15 protein-coding genes are annotated in these 16,130 nt (G+C 34.6%); 13 read left to right on the top strand and 2 right to left on the bottom strand.

The features are described from left to right. Positions 1-108 precede the first annotated feature (108 nt). Positions 109-1,497, bottom strand: coding sequence for a UDP-N-acetylmuramate--L-alanine ligase (murC, locus tag HMPREF9225_RS08585; RefSeq protein ID WP_008902551.1), 1,389 nt, complete (start codon positions 1,495-1,497; stop codon positions 109-111). A gap of 129 nt (positions 1,498-1,626) precedes the next feature. Between murC and spoVG the strand changes: the two genes are divergently transcribed. From spoVG to HMPREF9225_RS08565, 4 genes are all read left to right on the top strand, one after another. Then, entirely contained in the window at positions 1,627-1,920 is a 294-nt protein-coding gene (gene spoVG / locus HMPREF9225_RS08580; protein ID WP_008902550.1) for a septation regulator SpoVG, read from the top strand. 274 nt (positions 1,921-2,194) lie between these two features. Continuing rightward, entirely contained in the window at positions 2,195-4,027 is a 1,833-nt protein-coding gene (locus HMPREF9225_RS08575) for an NAD(P)-binding protein (RefSeq protein WP_008902549.1), read from the top strand. After that, on the top strand, positions 4,021-5,754 hold the full coding sequence (locus HMPREF9225_RS08570) for a [FeFe] hydrogenase, group A (RefSeq protein ID WP_008902548.1): 1,734 nt from the start codon (positions 4,021-4,023) through the stop codon (positions 5,752-5,754). The genes HMPREF9225_RS08575 and HMPREF9225_RS08570 overlap by 7 nt, the downstream gene beginning before the upstream one ends. Before the next feature lie 51 nt (positions 5,755-5,805). Further along, entirely contained in the window at positions 5,806-6,300 is a 495-nt protein-coding gene (locus HMPREF9225_RS08565; RefSeq protein ID WP_008902547.1) for a GNAT family acetyltransferase, read from the top strand. A gap of 148 nt (positions 6,301-6,448) precedes the next feature. Here HMPREF9225_RS08565 and rpmB read toward each other — a convergent pair whose 3' ends face one another. Next, entirely contained in the window at positions 6,449-6,640 is a 192-nt protein-coding gene (rpmB, locus tag HMPREF9225_RS08560; RefSeq protein WP_008902546.1) for a 50S ribosomal protein L28, read from the bottom strand. Positions 6,641-6,932: 292 nt separating this feature from the next. On the opposite strand from rpmB, the gene HMPREF9225_RS08555 reads away from it, so the two are divergent. From HMPREF9225_RS08555 to HMPREF9225_RS08515, 9 genes are all read left to right on the top strand, one after another. Beyond that, complete coding sequence (locus tag HMPREF9225_RS08555; RefSeq protein ID WP_008902545.1) at positions 6,933-8,042, top strand: metal ABC transporter solute-binding protein, Zn/Mn family; 1,110 nt, start codon at positions 6,933-6,935, stop codon at positions 8,040-8,042. 37 nt (positions 8,043-8,079) lie between these two features. Then, complete coding sequence (locus HMPREF9225_RS08550) at positions 8,080-8,727, top strand: metal ABC transporter ATP-binding protein (protein WP_008902544.1); 648 nt, start codon at positions 8,080-8,082, stop codon at positions 8,725-8,727. Further along, positions 8,727-9,530, top strand: coding sequence for a metal ABC transporter permease (locus tag HMPREF9225_RS08545; RefSeq protein ID WP_040551472.1), 804 nt, complete (start codon positions 8,727-8,729; stop codon positions 9,528-9,530). The genes HMPREF9225_RS08550 and HMPREF9225_RS08545 overlap by 1 nt, the downstream gene beginning before the upstream one ends. A gap of 5 nt (positions 9,531-9,535) precedes the next feature. Next, on the top strand, positions 9,536-10,003 hold the full coding sequence (ybaK, locus tag HMPREF9225_RS08540; protein WP_008902542.1) for a Cys-tRNA(Pro) deacylase: 468 nt from the start codon (positions 9,536-9,538) through the stop codon (positions 10,001-10,003). A gap of 9 nt (positions 10,004-10,012) precedes the next feature. After that, a complete protein-coding gene (locus tag HMPREF9225_RS08535) occupies positions 10,013-11,692 on the top strand; it encodes a phospho-sugar mutase (RefSeq protein WP_008902541.1) in 1,680 nt (559 codons plus the stop codon). A 10-nt stretch (positions 11,693-11,702) separates the two neighbouring features. Then, positions 11,703-12,644 carry a PfkB family carbohydrate kinase gene (locus HMPREF9225_RS08530; protein WP_008902540.1) on the top strand — a complete coding sequence of 314 codons (942 nt, stop codon included), beginning with the start codon at positions 11,703-11,705 and terminating at the stop codon, positions 12,642-12,644. After that, the gene (locus HMPREF9225_RS08525; protein ID WP_008902539.1) at positions 12,641-13,192 is read left to right on the top strand and encodes a hydrolase; all 552 of its coding nucleotides are present in this window, start codon (positions 12,641-12,643) and stop codon (positions 13,190-13,192) included. The genes HMPREF9225_RS08530 and HMPREF9225_RS08525 overlap by 4 nt, the downstream gene beginning before the upstream one ends. A gap of 196 nt (positions 13,193-13,388) precedes the next feature. Continuing rightward, positions 13,389-14,969, top strand: a complete 1,581-nt coding sequence (locus HMPREF9225_RS08520) for a type I restriction-modification system subunit M (RefSeq protein WP_040551470.1) — start codon at positions 13,389-13,391, stop codon at positions 14,967-14,969. Then, a complete protein-coding gene (locus HMPREF9225_RS08515; RefSeq protein ID WP_008902537.1) occupies positions 14,962-16,113 on the top strand; it encodes a restriction endonuclease subunit S in 1,152 nt (383 codons plus the stop codon). Before HMPREF9225_RS08520 ends, HMPREF9225_RS08515 begins: the two co-directional genes overlap by 8 nt. Positions 16,114-16,130 lie beyond the last annotated feature (17 nt).

The following is a 16,130-nucleotide window of genomic DNA, read 5'->3' as shown; positions in this document are numbered from 1 at the left end:
GAAAAATATAAAAATCAAAAAGTTTTTAAAAAAATGAATTTAAAAATTAGAAAATATTCTTGAAATAATAATAAAATAAAAGGAGGTTAAACCTCCTTAAACTTAAAATTATTTTTCTTCTTCGAGAAGCATCTCTCCGATTTTATAAACATCTCCTGCACCCATGGTGACTACAGTGTCTCCAGGACGAAGATTGTCCTTTAAGAATTTAACTATATCTCTGAATGTTTCTATATAGAGAGCCTTGTCCTTATTTTGATTTATCGCATCCACAAGAGTTTTGGAGTGTATATCTCCGTAATCTTTTTCACGAGCGGCATAGATATCTGTGATGATGGTGTAGTCAGCTTCGCTAAAAGATTTTGAAAAACTATCTAGTAGAATCTTGGTTCTCGTAAAGGTATGAGGTTGGAAGATACAGTATAGATTTCTTTCGCAGCCTCTTTTGATCGCATGAAGGGAAGCAAGGATTTCTGTAGGATGGTGAGCGTAGTCATCGAACACCTTTGCACCGCCAAACATTCCTTTGAACTCGAGCCTTCTATGGACACCTTTGTAAGAATGAATGCCATCGATTGCATCTTTGAATGAAATATTATTTTCGTGAGCGCAGGCAATAGCTGCAAGGGAATTCTTGATATTGTGAATTCCAAGTACTGATAGAATAACCTTGCCTATTAGAGAACCTTTGTAGTAAAGGTCATATTCTGGGTATCCATCTTCGCAGAATTTAATATTTTTTGCAGTGTAGTCTGCGTCATTTTCAACTCCAAAGGTAACAACAGTAGTGTTATCTCTATTTTGAAGTTCTCTCACGTATGGATCGTCTATATTTAAAATTAGAGTAGATCCTGGTTTTAAATTGTCAGCATATCCCTTAAAAGTGTTTACTATATGTTCCATATTGTCGAAATAATCCAAATGGTCTTCGTCAATATTTAATATAACTGCAGTGGTTGGGAAGTACTTAAGCACATTTGCCTTGTACTCACATGCTTCAGTAAGCATGATTTCTCTATTGCCAACTAACACATTTCCATTTATATCGTCAAGTTTACCACCGAGTAGAATAGTCGGTCTCTCAGGAAGATTTCTTATAATTTCAGAAACCATTGAAGTGGTAGAAGTCTTGCCGTGGGTACCAGAAATCGCCATGGAAATTTTGTAATTTTTCATAAGAGCACCTAAAAAAGAAGCTCTGTCGACTATATCTATCTTTTGTTTAATAGCTTCTCTAAGCTCTTCATTGTCAAGGGAAATAGCATCTGTGTAGATCACAAGATCTGCACCATCAATATTTTCTTTTTTGTGGCCGATATGTATATCAATGCCATCGTTTGCAAGTTTAGTTAAGAGATCACTTTTATTTGCGTCTGAACCAGATACATTATATCCTGATTCGTTTAGAATTTCTGCCAAACCGCTCATAGAAATACCGCCGATTCCTATGAAATGTATTTTTTTGTATTTTTTCTCATCTATATTAAAAATAAACATGTAATTCCTCCGTCTTGTTAAATTATAACATAAAGAAATTTAAATTTTATATACAAAATTCTATTTTATAGTAGTTTTTTTTATTACGATGTACTATAATAAAGATATAAATGACAAGGTGGTGACATTATGAACATTACAGATGTAAGAATTAGAAAAATTCATGGAGTAGGAAACCTAAGAGCAGTGGCATCAGTTACTTTTGATGATGCATTTGTTGTCCATGACATTAAAGTAATTCAAGGTGATAGCTCATTATTTATTGCAATGCCTTCTAGAAAACTTTCTAATGGAGAATTTAGAGATATTGCTCATCCAATTAATCAAGAAGCAAGAAGCGCAATTGAAAAGATTATCTTTGAAAGATATGAAGAGCTACCTGAAGAAGACGAAGCTGAAACTTCAGAAGGCACTGAAGAATAAGTGCAGAATTAGAAGTACCGTTAGGTGCTTCTTTTTTTATGTATTTTTACACACAATTTAAAGCATAAAAAGATATCACATTCAATATATATTACATAATTAATAAATCTTTAATAAACATTATCATTTCAAAAGATTTTGTTAAAAATTTAATTATGATGGAATCAAGCTTTACACGCTTAGTATTCTGTTAAATTGATAACAAGGAAAATATATTCCTTGTTTATATACTCATATATGTTATAATTATATTAGATACATAAGGGGGAGTTTTATGAGCCGTTTAGAAATAATTTCGCCTAAACAAGCGAATATAGTAATGGATAGTCTCTATAAAGACTTGGAAAGAAGAATCGAATCTTCACCACCGGGACTATGTCCAGTGGATATGGCTAGAGTTTTTGTAGAGTTATGCCATGCTCAAACCTGCGGAAAATGTGTTCCTTGTAGAGTTGGTCTAGCACAACTTGCAAAATTAATAAAAGATGTACTAGATGGAAATGCTACCTTGGAAACACTTGATGTTATAGAACAGACAGCACTTACTGCTATGGAATCATCTGACTGCGCAATAGGTTACGAAGCAGCCAATATGGTTTACAAAGGACTTATTGGATTTAGAGATGATTACGAAGAACATATTCTTCATGGAAGATGTAATTTCACATATGCTCAACCAGTTCCTTGTGTGGCACTTTGCCCAGCTAGGGTAGACGTTCCAGGTTATATTGCACTTATAAGGGAACAAAGATTTGCGGATGCGGTTAGGCTTATTAGAAAGGATAACCCTTTCCCAACTACATGCGGATTTATTTGCGAACATCCATGTGAAGAAAAATGTAGAAGAAACATGATGGATGATGCCATAAATATAAGAGGTCTAAAGAGAATGGCAGCGGATTACGCTGGATTTGTAGATCCACCTGAATGTGGTCCATCCACTGGCAAGAGAATTGCAATCCTAGGCGGAGGTCCAGGAGGACTAAGCGCTGCATACTACTTACAACTTATGGGACATAGTACTGTAGTTTACGAAATGCTACCAGAACTTGGCGGTATGCTTAGATATGGTATTCCAAACTACAGACTTCCAAAAGAAAGACTCGACGAAGATATAAACGCTATTCTTAAGACTGGGGTAAAAGTAATCCACGGAGTTAAAATCGGCGTTGATCTAAGTATAGAAGATCTACAAAAAGAATATGACGCAGTGCTTATAACTGTAGGTGCAAGTACAGATAAGAAACTTGGACTTGAAGGAGAAGCTGCTGAAAATATAGTTTCTGCAGTAGAATTTTTAAGAGCCGTTGGAGTTGGAGAAAAGATCGACCTAACCGGCAAACATGTTGCAGTTGTCGGTGGTGGTAACGTGTCTATGGACGCAGTTAGAACTGCTAAGAGACTTGGAGCAGAAAAAGTTTCTATAGTTTACAGAAGAAGAGTTGCAGATATGACAGCTCTACCTGGAGAAATCGAAGGGGCTGTATCTGAAGGTATAGAACTTGTAACTTTGAAGGCTCCTTCAAAACTAGAATTTGATGAAGAAGGAAAACTAAAAGGTCTTTGGGTAACACCACAGATGATTAGTAATATAAAAGATGGAAGAGCAAGCATAAAACCAACTGGAGAAGAAGATCAATTCATCCGTTGCGAATACCTTATAGTTGCAATCGGACAAAATATTGAAACTAAGTATTTTGAAGATTTGGGATTCCCAGTTAAATGGGGAAGATTTGTCACCGATTCAACAGGAGCAATAGAAGAATTCCCTGGTGTATTTGCTGGAGGGGACTGTACTTCAGGACCTGCTTCTGTTATAAAGGCTATCGCAGCTGCCAAAGTTGTAGCGGCAAACATCGACTCCTACCTTGGATATCACCACATAATCTCTGTGGATATTGATATTCCGGAAATAGGAATCGAGGACAAGAGCCCATGTGCAAGAGTAAATATGACTGAGAGAGATAGCAGTGAAAGAGTCTGCGACTTCGAAGGAGTAGAAAACTGTATGACCCTATCAGAAGGATTACAAGAAGCATCTAGATGTCTTCGTTGTGACCACTTTGGATACGGTGTATTTAAAGGAGGCAGGGAACATAGATGGTAAACTTAACTATTGACGGAAAAAAAGTATCTGTTCCTGGACAAACTACTATAATGGAAGCTGCAGAATCTGTAGGAATTCACATTCCAAGACTCTGTTACTTAAAAGATTTAAATGAAATAGCTGCATGTAGAGTATGTGTAGTTGAAGTAGATGGAAAAGATAAACTTATAACTTCATGTAACAATGTGGTACTTGAAGGTATGGAAGTGAAAACAAACTCTAAAAAGGTAAGATCTCATAGAAAGACTACAGTGGAACTACTTCTTTCACAACACTCCAATAAATGTGTGTCCTGTGCAAGAAATCAAAACTGTTCACTTCAAGATTTAACCTATGATTTAAACATTAGAGAAATTCCATATGAAGAACATCTAGAAAAACAAGAATGGAACAACAACTTCCCACTTATTCGTGATTCAACAAGATGTATCAAATGTATGAGATGTATCCAAGTCTGCGATAAGATGCAAAGCTTAAATGTCTGGGGACTAGAAGGAACTGGAGCTAGAACTACAGTAAACGTAACCGGTGGAAGAAAGATAGAAGATGCAAACTGTTCACTTTGCGGTCAATGTATAACCCACTGTCCAGTAGGAGCTCTATCAGAAAGAGACGACACTGAAAAGGCATGGAATGCCCTTGAAGATGAAACCAAGACAGTAGTAGTGCAAGTTGCACCAGCAGTACGTGCATCTTGGGCAGAACAAATGGGACTATCTGAAGAAGAAGCACCAGTTGGAAAGATTTTTGACGCCCTTAAAAAGATGGGAGCAGACTACGTATTCGATACAGTATTCGGTGCAGACCTAACCATTATGGAAGAAGCAAGCGAATTCTTAGAAAGATTCACAGCTGGAGACTTAAAGGAAAGACCAATGTTTACATCATGCTGCCCTGGTTGGGTAAGATTTGTAAAGACAGAATTTCCGCATATGTTAAGCAGTCTTTCAACTGCAAAATCACCACAACAAATGTTTGGTGCAGTAATGAAATCCTATTTTGCAGAAAAGATTGGCAAGAATCCTAACGATATAGTTGCAATTTCAGTAATGCCATGTGTTGCTAAGAAGGCTGAAAGAGAAATGGATATGTACTATGGAGAATTTGCAGGTCATGAAACTGATATAGTAATAACTACTAGAGAATTGACAAGAATGATTAAATCAGCTCATATAAATGTTTCTAATCTAGAAAATATACCTAGCGACAATCCGATGGAAGATGGAACTGGAGCAGGTGTAATCTTCGGAGCAACCGGTGGAGTTATGGAAGCAGCACTAAGAACTGCATACTTCACATTGAAAGGAGAAAATCCTCCAAACGATGCATTCCTAAGAGTTAGAAATGACGGTTCTAAAGATGGTAGCGGCATCAGAGAATCTGAATTCGATATAGATGGAGTAAAGGTAAGAACAGCAGTAGTAAGTGGACTAGGAAACACTAGAGAGCTACTAGAAAGAATTGACAAAGGCGAAGCAAACTATGACTTTGTAGAGGTTATGGCGTGTCCTGGAGGCTGCGTAGGCGGCGGTGGACAAATTATCCACGATGGACAAGAAAAAGCCTTTGAAAGAGGAAAGAAACTTTATAAACTAGATGACAATTACGAATATAGATGTTCCCATGACAATCCAGATATAAAGAAACTCTATGATGAATACCTAGGTAAACCACTATCATTTAAGGCTCATATGTTACTTCATACAGAACATAAAATAAATAACTAAAATAATTACCCAGGAGAAATCCTGGGTACAATTTATTTACATGGAGAAATTATGAAAATAGAATTAGCAAAGAAAACGGATCTCGATAAACTTCTAAAAATATATAGAGAAGCTAGAGAATTTATGAAAAATAGCGGAAATAAAACCCAGTGGGGAGATAACAAACCATCGAAAGAAACTTTGGAAAGGGATATAGAAAATAAAAATCTCTACAAGGTAGTAGATTTTGACGAAATTGTAGGTGCATTTGCACTTATATATGGAGAAGATAAAACCTATCTTGAAATAGATGGCAAATGGTTAAATGATGAGCCTTATGCGACCTTACATAGAGTGGCAAGCTCTGGGAAAGCTAGAGGAATTATGTCAGAAATTATAAAGTTTTCTGAAGAAAAATATGAAAACTTAAGAATAGACACCCACAAGAATAACCATAAGATGCTTGATAAGATAAGAGAAAATGGATTTACCTATTGTGGTGTAATTAAAATAGATGATGGAAGTCCAAGGGAAGCGTTCCAAAAGATTTCAAAAAATAAAAAATAAAATTTAAAACTTCAAAATAACAAGTAAAAAAATAAATTAATATAAGTTTAAAAAAAGCCTCCAAAAATTTTGGGAGGCTTTTCATATATGCAATAAAAAAACCTCCCAAAAGAAGGTTTAAAAAAAGGCTTCTATTAAATAGGAAGCCTTAAAGTGCTCTTTCTACCTTTCCGCTTCTTAAGCATCTAGTACAAACGTCGATTCTTTTTGTAGTTCCGTTAACAACGGCTCTTACTCTTCTTAGGTTAGGAGCCCAAGATCTATTACCTCTTTTATGTGAGAAAGATATTGTATTACCAAATACTCTTTGTTTTCCACAGATTTCACATTTTTTTGCCATAGTGCCACCTCCATTCTTAATTGCACTCTATATTTTAACACAGTTTAATATATAATTGCAAATTATTCAGCTCATAATGTACCAATAGATTATATACTTTTTTTTTAAAATTGTCCAGAAAAAATATTATTTGAAAAATTTTTAATAAGTGGTAATATATAGATTATGAGATTCATTATTATTTATGAATACCTGGACATATGTATTTATGCACCGATGTTCAACTAAATATCAATTAGAAAAATTTTAAAAAAATGAACTCAAATTTTTTAATGATAATACAGGAGGAAATATGAATAGCATTAAGAAATATTTTGCAGTAGTACTTGCGCTAAGTGTACTTCTTGTAGGCTGCAAATCAAATAATAAAACTACAAATAGCGCATCAAACGAAACAAGCGATGGAACTACTAAAACCATCTACACAACCATCTATCCAATTTATGATTTTACAAAGAAAATCGTTGGAGATAAGATGAATGTTGTCTACCTAGAATCAGGCAACCAAAGCGCCCATGACTTTGAACCATCTGCAGAAGATATGAAAAATATTACAAATGCAGATCTTTTCATCTACAATGGAGCTGGACTTGAATCATATATAGACAAAGTAAAATCAGCGATCAATAAGGATATCAAATTCGTTGAAGCATCTGAAGGCGTAAGTCTTTTAGCTAACCATGAAGAACACGATCATGACCACGAAGACGAAGATCATGATCACAATCATGAAGGTGAAGACCACAATCACAACAATCACAACCACAATAACCACAACAATCATAATCATGACAATCACAATCATGACAATGGAAATCACAACGAAAACAATCACAACCACGACGAACATGAACACGGACATCATCACCATCACCATGGACCAAATGATCCACACGTATGGTTAAGTCCAAAGAATGCTCAAATAATGCTTAAAAACATTACAGACGCAGTAGTTGCTCTTGATGAAGCAAACAAAGATTTCTACGAAGAAAATCTTAAAAAATATACAGATGAACTTACTAAACTAGACAGCGAATACAAAGATGGACTTGCAAACATCAAATCAAACGAAATTGTAGTAAGCCATGAGGCTTTTGGGTATCTATGTAATGAATATGGACTAACTCAAAAGGGAATCGAAGGAGTTATGGCTGAATCTGAACCAGATGCTAAGACTATAAAAGAAATAATTGAACTTGTAAAAGAAAAAGGCATCAAAATAATATTTACAGAAGAAGCTATGAATCCAAAAATAGTTGAAACTATTTCAAAAGAAACTGGTGCAGAAGTAAGAACTTTAAATCCAATCGAAGGAATTAGTGAAGACGACATGAATAAAGGTGTAGATTACTTCTCTATAATGAGAGATAATCTAAAGAATCTTGAAGAAGCATTAAATTAAAAAAAAGGAGGGGAAGTCTTAGACTTCCCATTTTATTATGAGTATACTTAAGATAGAAAACTTAACATTCGCCTATGAAAGAGATATTATTCTAGACGATGTGAATTTAGAAATTGAAAAGGGAGATTTCGCAGCCCTAATAGGTCGAAATGGATCGGGAAAATCCACTCTTATAAAACTTATTTTGAAGGAATTAGAACCAGATTCTGGTAGAATTTATACTACAGGAATAGAAACCACAGATATAGGATATGTTCCTCAACTTCAAATAGGAACCACAAGGGAATTTCCAATCACAGTTGGTGAATTAGTAAGCCTTGCTTTTTATGACAGGCTTAGAGGCTTTAAAAAAGTTTCGCCAGAGATAAAAGATTCAATTCTCTATGCACTTTCCCAAGTTGGAATGGAAGACGAATACGAAACTCTCTATTCAAAACTAAGTGGAGGACAGAGACAGAGGGTTCTAATTGCCAAGGCTCTCGTTAAAAATACAAAATTTTTAATTTTAGATGAGCCGACAAATGGGGTGGATGAAAACTCTAGAAGAAGTCTCTATGAGCTCCTTCACCATCTTAATGCTGCTCATGATAAAACAATCTTGGTAATAACCCATGAACTTAGAGATGTTTCAAAATACTTAAATAAAACTTTTGAACTTAGTGAAAAGAAGATAAGGAGGCTATGATGGAGATATTTTCTTATCCTTACATGGTAAAAGCGTTGATAGTTGGATGCATCATAAGCCTTATTATTCCGCTTATGGGTGTGGTGGTAGTAAACAAAAAGATGTCCATCATAGGAGACGCCATGAGCCATGTGGCACTTGCAGGCGTTATGCTTGGCTCTGTAATGAGTTTTCAACCGCTACTTATGAGCATAGTGCTCTGCGTATTTTCAGCAATTTTTATAGAAATTATTCGTAAAAAACTTCCAGGATATGCAGACCTATCCACTTCTATCACCATGAGTACTGGCATAGGTCTTGCTGCATTATTAACTGGATTTGTAAAGACGAGGACAAATTTTGAATCGTTTCTATTCGGTTCAATAGTTGCAATAACAGACGAAGAGATGTGGATAGTAATCTTTGTATCAGCAGTGGTACTACTTTTATTTATATATTTTTACAGAGATCTACTATATATATCCTTCGACGAAAATTCTGCTAAAATAAGTGGAGTGCCAGTGGACCGTATCAATTTAATATTTATGATTTTGGTTGCACTTACAGTTTCACTATCTGCAAGAACAGTTGGGATTTTAATAATAAGCTCCCTTATGATTCTTCCAGTTGCCTGTGCTATGCAATTTGAAAAATCATATTTTAAGACGACGGTTATGTCATCTGTATTTGGAATATTTTTCACCATAACTGGACTTTTTCTATCCTTCTACCTTGGACTTAAGCCAGGGGGAACCATTGTCCTACTTGGAGTCATAACTCTGGTGGTGGTAATTCTTTTGAATAATAAAAAATGGGGTAAATAATTATTATGAAAAAAACAAATGTAATGAGAATATTAGACAGTCACAAAATTAATTACAGAAGCAGTTCCTATGAGCCGGACGAAGCTCTAAGTGGAGTAGACGCAGCAGAAAAGCTAGGAGTAGATACTAAGATGGTCTACAAAACCTTGGTAACTGAATCTGGAGATTTAAATTTTGTATTTGTAATTCCAAGTGACGATAACTTGGATCTTAAAAAGGCTGCAAAAGCCTGTGGAGTCAAGAAAATAGAAATGTTAAAGGCAAAGAACCTCTTGCCACTGACAGGATACATCCATGGAGGATGCTCTCCCGTTGGCATGAAGAAATTATTTCCGACATTTATCCATAAGGATGCGGAAAATTTAGAAGAGTTCTATGTATCTGCAGGTCATATTGGAGAACAGATAATTATAAACCCAAAGGATTTAGCAAGTCTTGTAAATGCTAAGTTCTGTGACTTAATCAAAGAATAGAGGGATAAAATGTATAGAGAAACTTATGAAGAATGGATTAACTCTAGTTTTTTAAATGAAAGTGAAAGAGAAGAACTAAAAAATTTAAAAGACTCTGAAATCAAAGATAGATTTTATAAAGATTTGGAATTTGGTACAGCAGGACTAAGAGGAATCCTTGGACTTGGAACCAATAGAATGAACGAATATGTAATCGCAAGAGCCACAAAAGGCTTGGCGAAGACTGTACTTGCAAGAGAAGGCGGCAAGGAAAAAGGCGTTGTAATTGCCCACGATGTAAGACATAAATCCAAAGAATTTACAGAAATCGCTGCAAGAGTATTTGCAAGTATGGGAGTTAAATGTTATATATTCGATGGAATTAGACCAACTCCTATGCTATCCTATGCGGTTAGGTACTTAAAAACACAAGCGGGAATAGTTATAACTGCTTCCCATAATCCAAAAATTTATAATGGATACAAAGTCTATTGGGACGAAGGATCTCAAATCCTAGACGATATCGCAAGTGAAATTCAAAATAATATTAAAGAATCTACCTATAATATAGAAGATTTACCAAGCCTAGAAGAAGCGGAAAAATCTGGATTGGTAGAAGTTTTAAAACATGATTTGGACGAGTCCTACTTCGAAGAAACTCTAAAGAGAAGAATCCACGACGGTGACGAACTTGATTTAGATATCAAAATCGTATACACACCACTTAACGGAACTGGAAACAAACCAGTAAGACACGTGCTACATGAACGTGGATTTAAAAATGTGGAAGTTGTACCTGAACAAGAAAATCCGGATCCAGACTTCACCACAGTTGGATATCCAAACCCAGAAGATGTAGCTGCATTTAAATATGCGGTAGCTCTTGGGGAAAAGACTGATGCAGAACTTGTCTTTGCAACTGACCCAGACTGTGACAGAGTCGCTATGCTTGGCAAGTACGAAGGTGGTTACTATGCTTTTAATGGGAACCAAATAGGTTCAATGCTAACCTACTACATCTTAAGTGGACTAAAAGAAAAGAATAAAATTTCTGAGAAAGGTGCAATCGTAAAATCTATAGTGACAGGAGATATGTCAGAGAAGATTGCAAAATCATTTGGAGTTGAAACTTTTGAAACTTTGACAGGATTTAAAAATATCTGTAATCTTCCAAATATTTGGGATAAAACCAAGGAACACGATTTTATATTCGGATATGAAGAATCCATCGGATACGTATATGGCAACCATGTAAGGGACAAGGACGGAGTGATTATCTCCATGCTTATCTGTGAAATGGCGGCATACTATAAAAAACAAGGACTAACTCTATACGAAGTTCTAGAAAAAATGTTTAGAGAATATGGATACTACACAGAATATCTAAAGAGTATAGTTCTAGAAGGCATCGAAGGTCAAAAGAGAATCGGAAGGATGATGGATTACTTCAGAAAGACAGTGTTTAAAGAATTTGGCGACATCAAAGTAAGAGAAGTAAATGACTACCTCCATGGATTCAATGGAAATCCAAGTTCCAATGTGCTTATATACAAATTGGAAGACGGATCTTGGTTTGCGGTTAGACCATCTGGTACAGAACCAAAAATAAAACTATACATCTATGCGAAGAGTAATGATAGAATAGAGTCAAGGGACAAAGTTTCTAAAATTGCAAAAGTTGTAGAAAGTACACTTTTAAGTGTAGAGTAAAGGAGAAAATATGATTTGTTTTTGTGACTTTAATCCAAGGCTCATAAAAGAATATAGCCTCGATGGATTTACGAGAGATAGAGAAAATACCGCCCAAACGACCAGTAGAAGTATAGGCATAACAGGGGTTACATCAGCGATGATCCTTAAAAAACTTGGAGAAAATTCCAAGGTTTTGACTTGTCTAGGCTTAGAGAATGGAAAAATAATCAGGGAATATCTTGAAAATTTAAGAATAGATACAGACATTGTAAAATTATTGGACGAATCCGTTGAACAGGTTAAAGTTACAATAAACTGTGAGAATAAAGATGGAGAAGTAGAAGATGAAGAAAACAAATCCTTCGACATCATCTCCAAAACTCCTAGGATGACTTCAGCAACGGAGACAGAAATACTTTCAAGAATCAACGAAATCTCAAAAGAAGATGGAATACTCGTGCTAAATGAAACGGACAATTTAAATTTAGAGTCTGACTTCTACGAAAATGTAGCGATAATTGCAGAAAATAATAAGAAAGAAGTAGTAGCATCCTTTAGAGATGAAGTACTTATAAAAAATACGAAGATCAAGGGACTAGTAATCGACAAGACTCAGCTTCAAAAGTTAACAGGAGATCCAATTAGCTACGACAAAGACGTAGTAAGATCACTACAACCTAAGCTAAATATCTATGAAATGGTAGTAGCACTAGGTAGAGTGTCTGCGGTATTTGTAAGCAAAGATGAATCCTATAAACTCTCCATAGAAGGAATGGAAGTATCAACATTGGATAAAAATCTAATGCTCACAGGACTTGCCCTTGGACTTAGCAAAAAATATAGTTTAGACACCACATTAAAACTTGCATTTGCAATATCCGCATTTAAAAATTATAAAAGCGAAAACGATGTGGACATGAGCGATATCAAAGAGATAATGAACAAAGTTGTACTAAGGAGGCTAAATTGAAAAGATTTGAATTAGAAAGAGATAAGGCTGGATTTCTATTCATAGATATCCAAGACAAACTACTAGCGGCCATATTTAACAAAGATGACGTACTAAAAAATAATATAATACTAGCAAAAGCATCTGAAATAATGGGCATGAAAAATGTAATCACCCTCCAATATCCAAAGGGACTTGGACCAATGAATGCAGAAATAAGAAAGCCACTTGGAGATTCAATAGAACTTGAAAAATCTTATTTCTCCTGCATGAAGGACGAAAATTTCAAAGCTGAATTTGAAAAACAAGGAATAAAACAAGTAATCATAACAGGAATCGAAACCCATATCTGCGTATTCCAAACTGCAAGAGACATGATAGAAGCTGGATATGAAGTATTCATCGTAAGTGATGCAGTAGGATCTAGAGCAAAACTAAATTACAAAAATGCACTTAAAAACTTAAGAGAACTAGGCTGTGTGATAACTACCACAGAAACAGTACTCTTCGACCTACTTAAAAAAGCGGGCTCTGACGAATTTAAAAAAGTGCAAAATTTAATAAAATAAAATTTCCATACTAACAGCAAAAGCCACCGTAAAGGTGGTTTTTTTATGCAAAAAATAATTAAAAAAACAAAATAGAAAAAGATAACAGACTAATTTAGAAAGCTTATAAATCTGAAAACAAACCTCAATACATGATATAATAAAATAAATAAAACATAATAAAATTAAAAATAAAAATAAATAAAGAGGGATGAAAATGTCAAATTTAGAAAATCAGAACAATGAATCATTGCAAAGGGCAGAGTTACATAGAAAGATATGGGCGATTGCAGACAATGTAAGAGGAGCTGTCGATGGTTGGGATTTCAAACAGTACATACTCGGGATTTTATTCTATAGATTTATCTCCGAAAACATAACAGAATTTTTCAACAGTGCAGAGCATGAAGCAGGAGATCTAGATTTTGATTATGCAGATCTCTCAGACGAAGAAGCAGAGAGGGATTTCAGACCGGGAACAGTAGAAGACAAAGGATTTTTCATCTTACCAAGCGAGCTTTTTGTAAATGTTTGTAAAGATGCAAGAACCAACGAAAATTTGAACACAGATCTTGCAAATATATTCAAAGCCATAGAAGGAAGTGCAGTGGGATATCCATCAGAAGACGACATAAAAGGACTGTTTGAAGATGTGGATACCAAGAGCAACAGACTCGGAGGAAATGTTCCTGAAAAAAATAAAAGACTGGCAGATATTTTAACAGGAATAGCGGAGATAAACTTCGGAGAATTTCAAAAGAATGATATAGATGCATTCGGCGACGCATACGAATATTTAATCTCAAACTATGCAAGCAACGCAGGCAAGTCTGGAGGAGAATTCTTCACGCCACAGACAGTTTCAAAACTATTGGCAAGAATCGTAATGGATGGCAAAACCAGTATAAACAAGGCATACGATCCTACATGCGGGAGCGGGTCTCTGCTTTTACAGATGAAGAAACAATTCGAAGAACATATCATAGACGAAGGATTTTTCGGTCAAGAAATAAATATGACCAATTTCAACCTAGCTCGTATGAATATGTTTCTTCACAACGTAAACTACAACAACTTCTCCATAAAGAGAGGGGACACATTACTTCAACCAAAACATAAGGATGAAAAACCATTCGATGCCATAGTTTCAAACCCACCATATTCAATAAAATGGATAGGGGATGCAGATCCAACTTTAATAAACGATGAAAGATTTGCACCTGCAGGTAAATTGGCACCGAAATCATATGCGGACTACGCATTTATCCTACACTCACTATCATACCTATCTAGTAAGGGAAGAGCAGCAATCGTATGTTTTCCGGGAATATTTTATAGAAAAGGCGCAGAAAAAACCATTAGACAGTACCTCGTAGACAACAACTTCATCGACTGCGTAATACAACTTCCTGAAAATCTCTTCTTTGGAACATCTATAGCCACATGTATACTCGTAATGGCTAAGAATAAAACAGAAAATAAAATACTATTTATAGACGCGAGCAAGGAATTTAAAAAAGAAACCAACAACAATATCTTGGAACAAAAAAATATCGACGCAATAGTAGAAGAATTTAGAAATAGAGATGAGAAAGAATATTTTTCAAGATATGTGCCGGTAGAAGAAATAGTAGAAAATGATTACAACCTATCAGTGTCCACCTATGTAGAAAAAGAGGACACAAGAGAAAAGATAGACATAAAAGTTTTAAACAAGGAAATAGAAGAAACGGTAAAGAAGATAGACGAACTAAGAGCTTCTATAAATGAAATAGTAAAGGAGCTTGAAGATGAGTAAGATAGATGAACTATTAAAAGGTGAAAAGGTCGAGTGGAAAAAAATTGGTGATATAAAAGAAATTAAAGTTATTTCACCAATTAAAAAAATTAAGAAAAAGGAATATTTAGACGAAGGATTATATCCCATTATAGACCAAGGTCAAAAATTAATTGTGGGGTACACTAATGATGAAAATGCAACATTTGAAAAAAGTAAATATGTAATATTTGGAGATCATACTGAAAGTGTAAAGTATATAGACTTTCAATTTGTTCAGGGAGCAGATGGAATCAAGGTATTAAAAACAAATGAAGAGTATTTAAATTCAAGATATCTTTATCATGCTATTTTAAATTTCTATGAAATGAAAGGAAACTATATGAGGCATTTTTCATTGTTGAAAAAAACAGAAATACCAATTCCATCAATAGAAACTCAAGAAAAAATTGTAAAAATACTCGACAATTTTACAGAGTATGTCACTGAATTACAGGTTGAGTTACAAGCTAGGGTTAAACAGTATGAGTACTATAGAGATCAAATTTTAAGTAGAGAGTATTTGTGTAAAACATCAGAGAAGATATTTAATAACTATAATAACTCTTTTGAAAAAATAAAATTAAAAGATATTGCCACAATTACAAGAGGGAGGAGATTGGTTCGCAGTGATCTTGAAGAAAAGGGAAGATTTCCTGTTTTTCAAAATAGCTTAAAACCTTTAGGATACTATCATATGAATAATTTTTCTGGCGATAAAACATGTTTAATTTCTGCTGGTGCAGCAGGAGATATTTTTTACGCTGAAGAAGATTTTTGGGCGGCGGATGATGTATTTGTAATAGATAGCTCTAGTGTAGTAAATAAATATATTTATTACTACTTATTAAATAAGCAGAACATGATTAAATCCAAAGTTAGAAAAGCAAGTATACCTAGAATATCTAGAGATGAGATTAAAAAAATAGAAATTTTAGTTCCAACTATTGAACTACAAAAAAAGATAGTAGAAATCCTAGATAAATTTCAATCTTTAGTTTCTGAAACTAAAGGATTGTTGCCACAAGAAATAGAACAGAGACAAAAACAATATGAATTTTACAGAGAAAAACTGTTTAATTTTGATGATAAAGTGGTAAACACACACACACACACACACAATTAATTTCTAGTAGCTATTTT

The organism is Peptoniphilus duerdenii ATCC BAA-1640 (assembly GCF_000146345.1).
GTDB lineage: Bacteria > Bacillota > Clostridia > Tissierellales > Peptoniphilaceae > Peptoniphilus_B > Peptoniphilus_B duerdenii.
Note: the sequence above shows the minus strand (reverse complement) of the source record. Positions and strands in the feature narration are given on the sequence as shown.

What these genes read in the sequence shown, in the direction of transcription:
- murC (WP_008902551.1), bottom strand. Translation starts at nt 1,497, where the DNA reads ATGTTTATTTTTAATATAGATGAGAAAAAATACAAAAAAATACATTTC.
- spoVG (WP_008902550.1), top strand. Translation starts at nt 1,627, where the DNA reads ATGAACATTACAGATGTAAGAATTAGAAAAATTCATGGAGTAGGAAAC.
- HMPREF9225_RS08575 (WP_008902549.1), top strand. Translation starts at nt 2,195, where the DNA reads ATGAGCCGTTTAGAAATAATTTCGCCTAAACAAGCGAATATAGTAATG.
- HMPREF9225_RS08570 (WP_008902548.1), top strand. Translation starts at nt 4,021, where the DNA reads ATGGTAAACTTAACTATTGACGGAAAAAAAGTATCTGTTCCTGGACAA.
- HMPREF9225_RS08565 (WP_008902547.1), top strand. Translation starts at nt 5,806, where the DNA reads ATGAAAATAGAATTAGCAAAGAAAACGGATCTCGATAAACTTCTAAAA.
- rpmB (WP_008902546.1), bottom strand. Translation starts at nt 6,640, where the DNA reads ATGGCAAAAAAATGTGAAATCTGTGGAAAACAAAGAGTATTTGGTAAT.
- HMPREF9225_RS08555 (WP_008902545.1), top strand. Translation starts at nt 6,933, where the DNA reads ATGAATAGCATTAAGAAATATTTTGCAGTAGTACTTGCGCTAAGTGTA.
- HMPREF9225_RS08550 (WP_008902544.1), top strand. Translation starts at nt 8,080, where the DNA reads ATGAGTATACTTAAGATAGAAAACTTAACATTCGCCTATGAAAGAGAT.
- HMPREF9225_RS08545 (WP_040551472.1), top strand. Translation starts at nt 8,727, where the DNA reads ATGGAGATATTTTCTTATCCTTACATGGTAAAAGCGTTGATAGTTGGA.
- ybaK (WP_008902542.1), top strand. Translation starts at nt 9,536, where the DNA reads ATGAAAAAAACAAATGTAATGAGAATATTAGACAGTCACAAAATTAAT.
- HMPREF9225_RS08535 (WP_008902541.1), top strand. Translation starts at nt 10,013, where the DNA reads ATGTATAGAGAAACTTATGAAGAATGGATTAACTCTAGTTTTTTAAAT.
- HMPREF9225_RS08530 (WP_008902540.1), top strand. Translation starts at nt 11,703, where the DNA reads ATGATTTGTTTTTGTGACTTTAATCCAAGGCTCATAAAAGAATATAGC.
- HMPREF9225_RS08520 (WP_040551470.1), top strand. Translation starts at nt 13,389, where the DNA reads ATGTCAAATTTAGAAAATCAGAACAATGAATCATTGCAAAGGGCAGAG.
- HMPREF9225_RS08515 (WP_008902537.1), top strand. Translation starts at nt 14,962, where the DNA reads ATGAGTAAGATAGATGAACTATTAAAAGGTGAAAAGGTCGAGTGGAAA.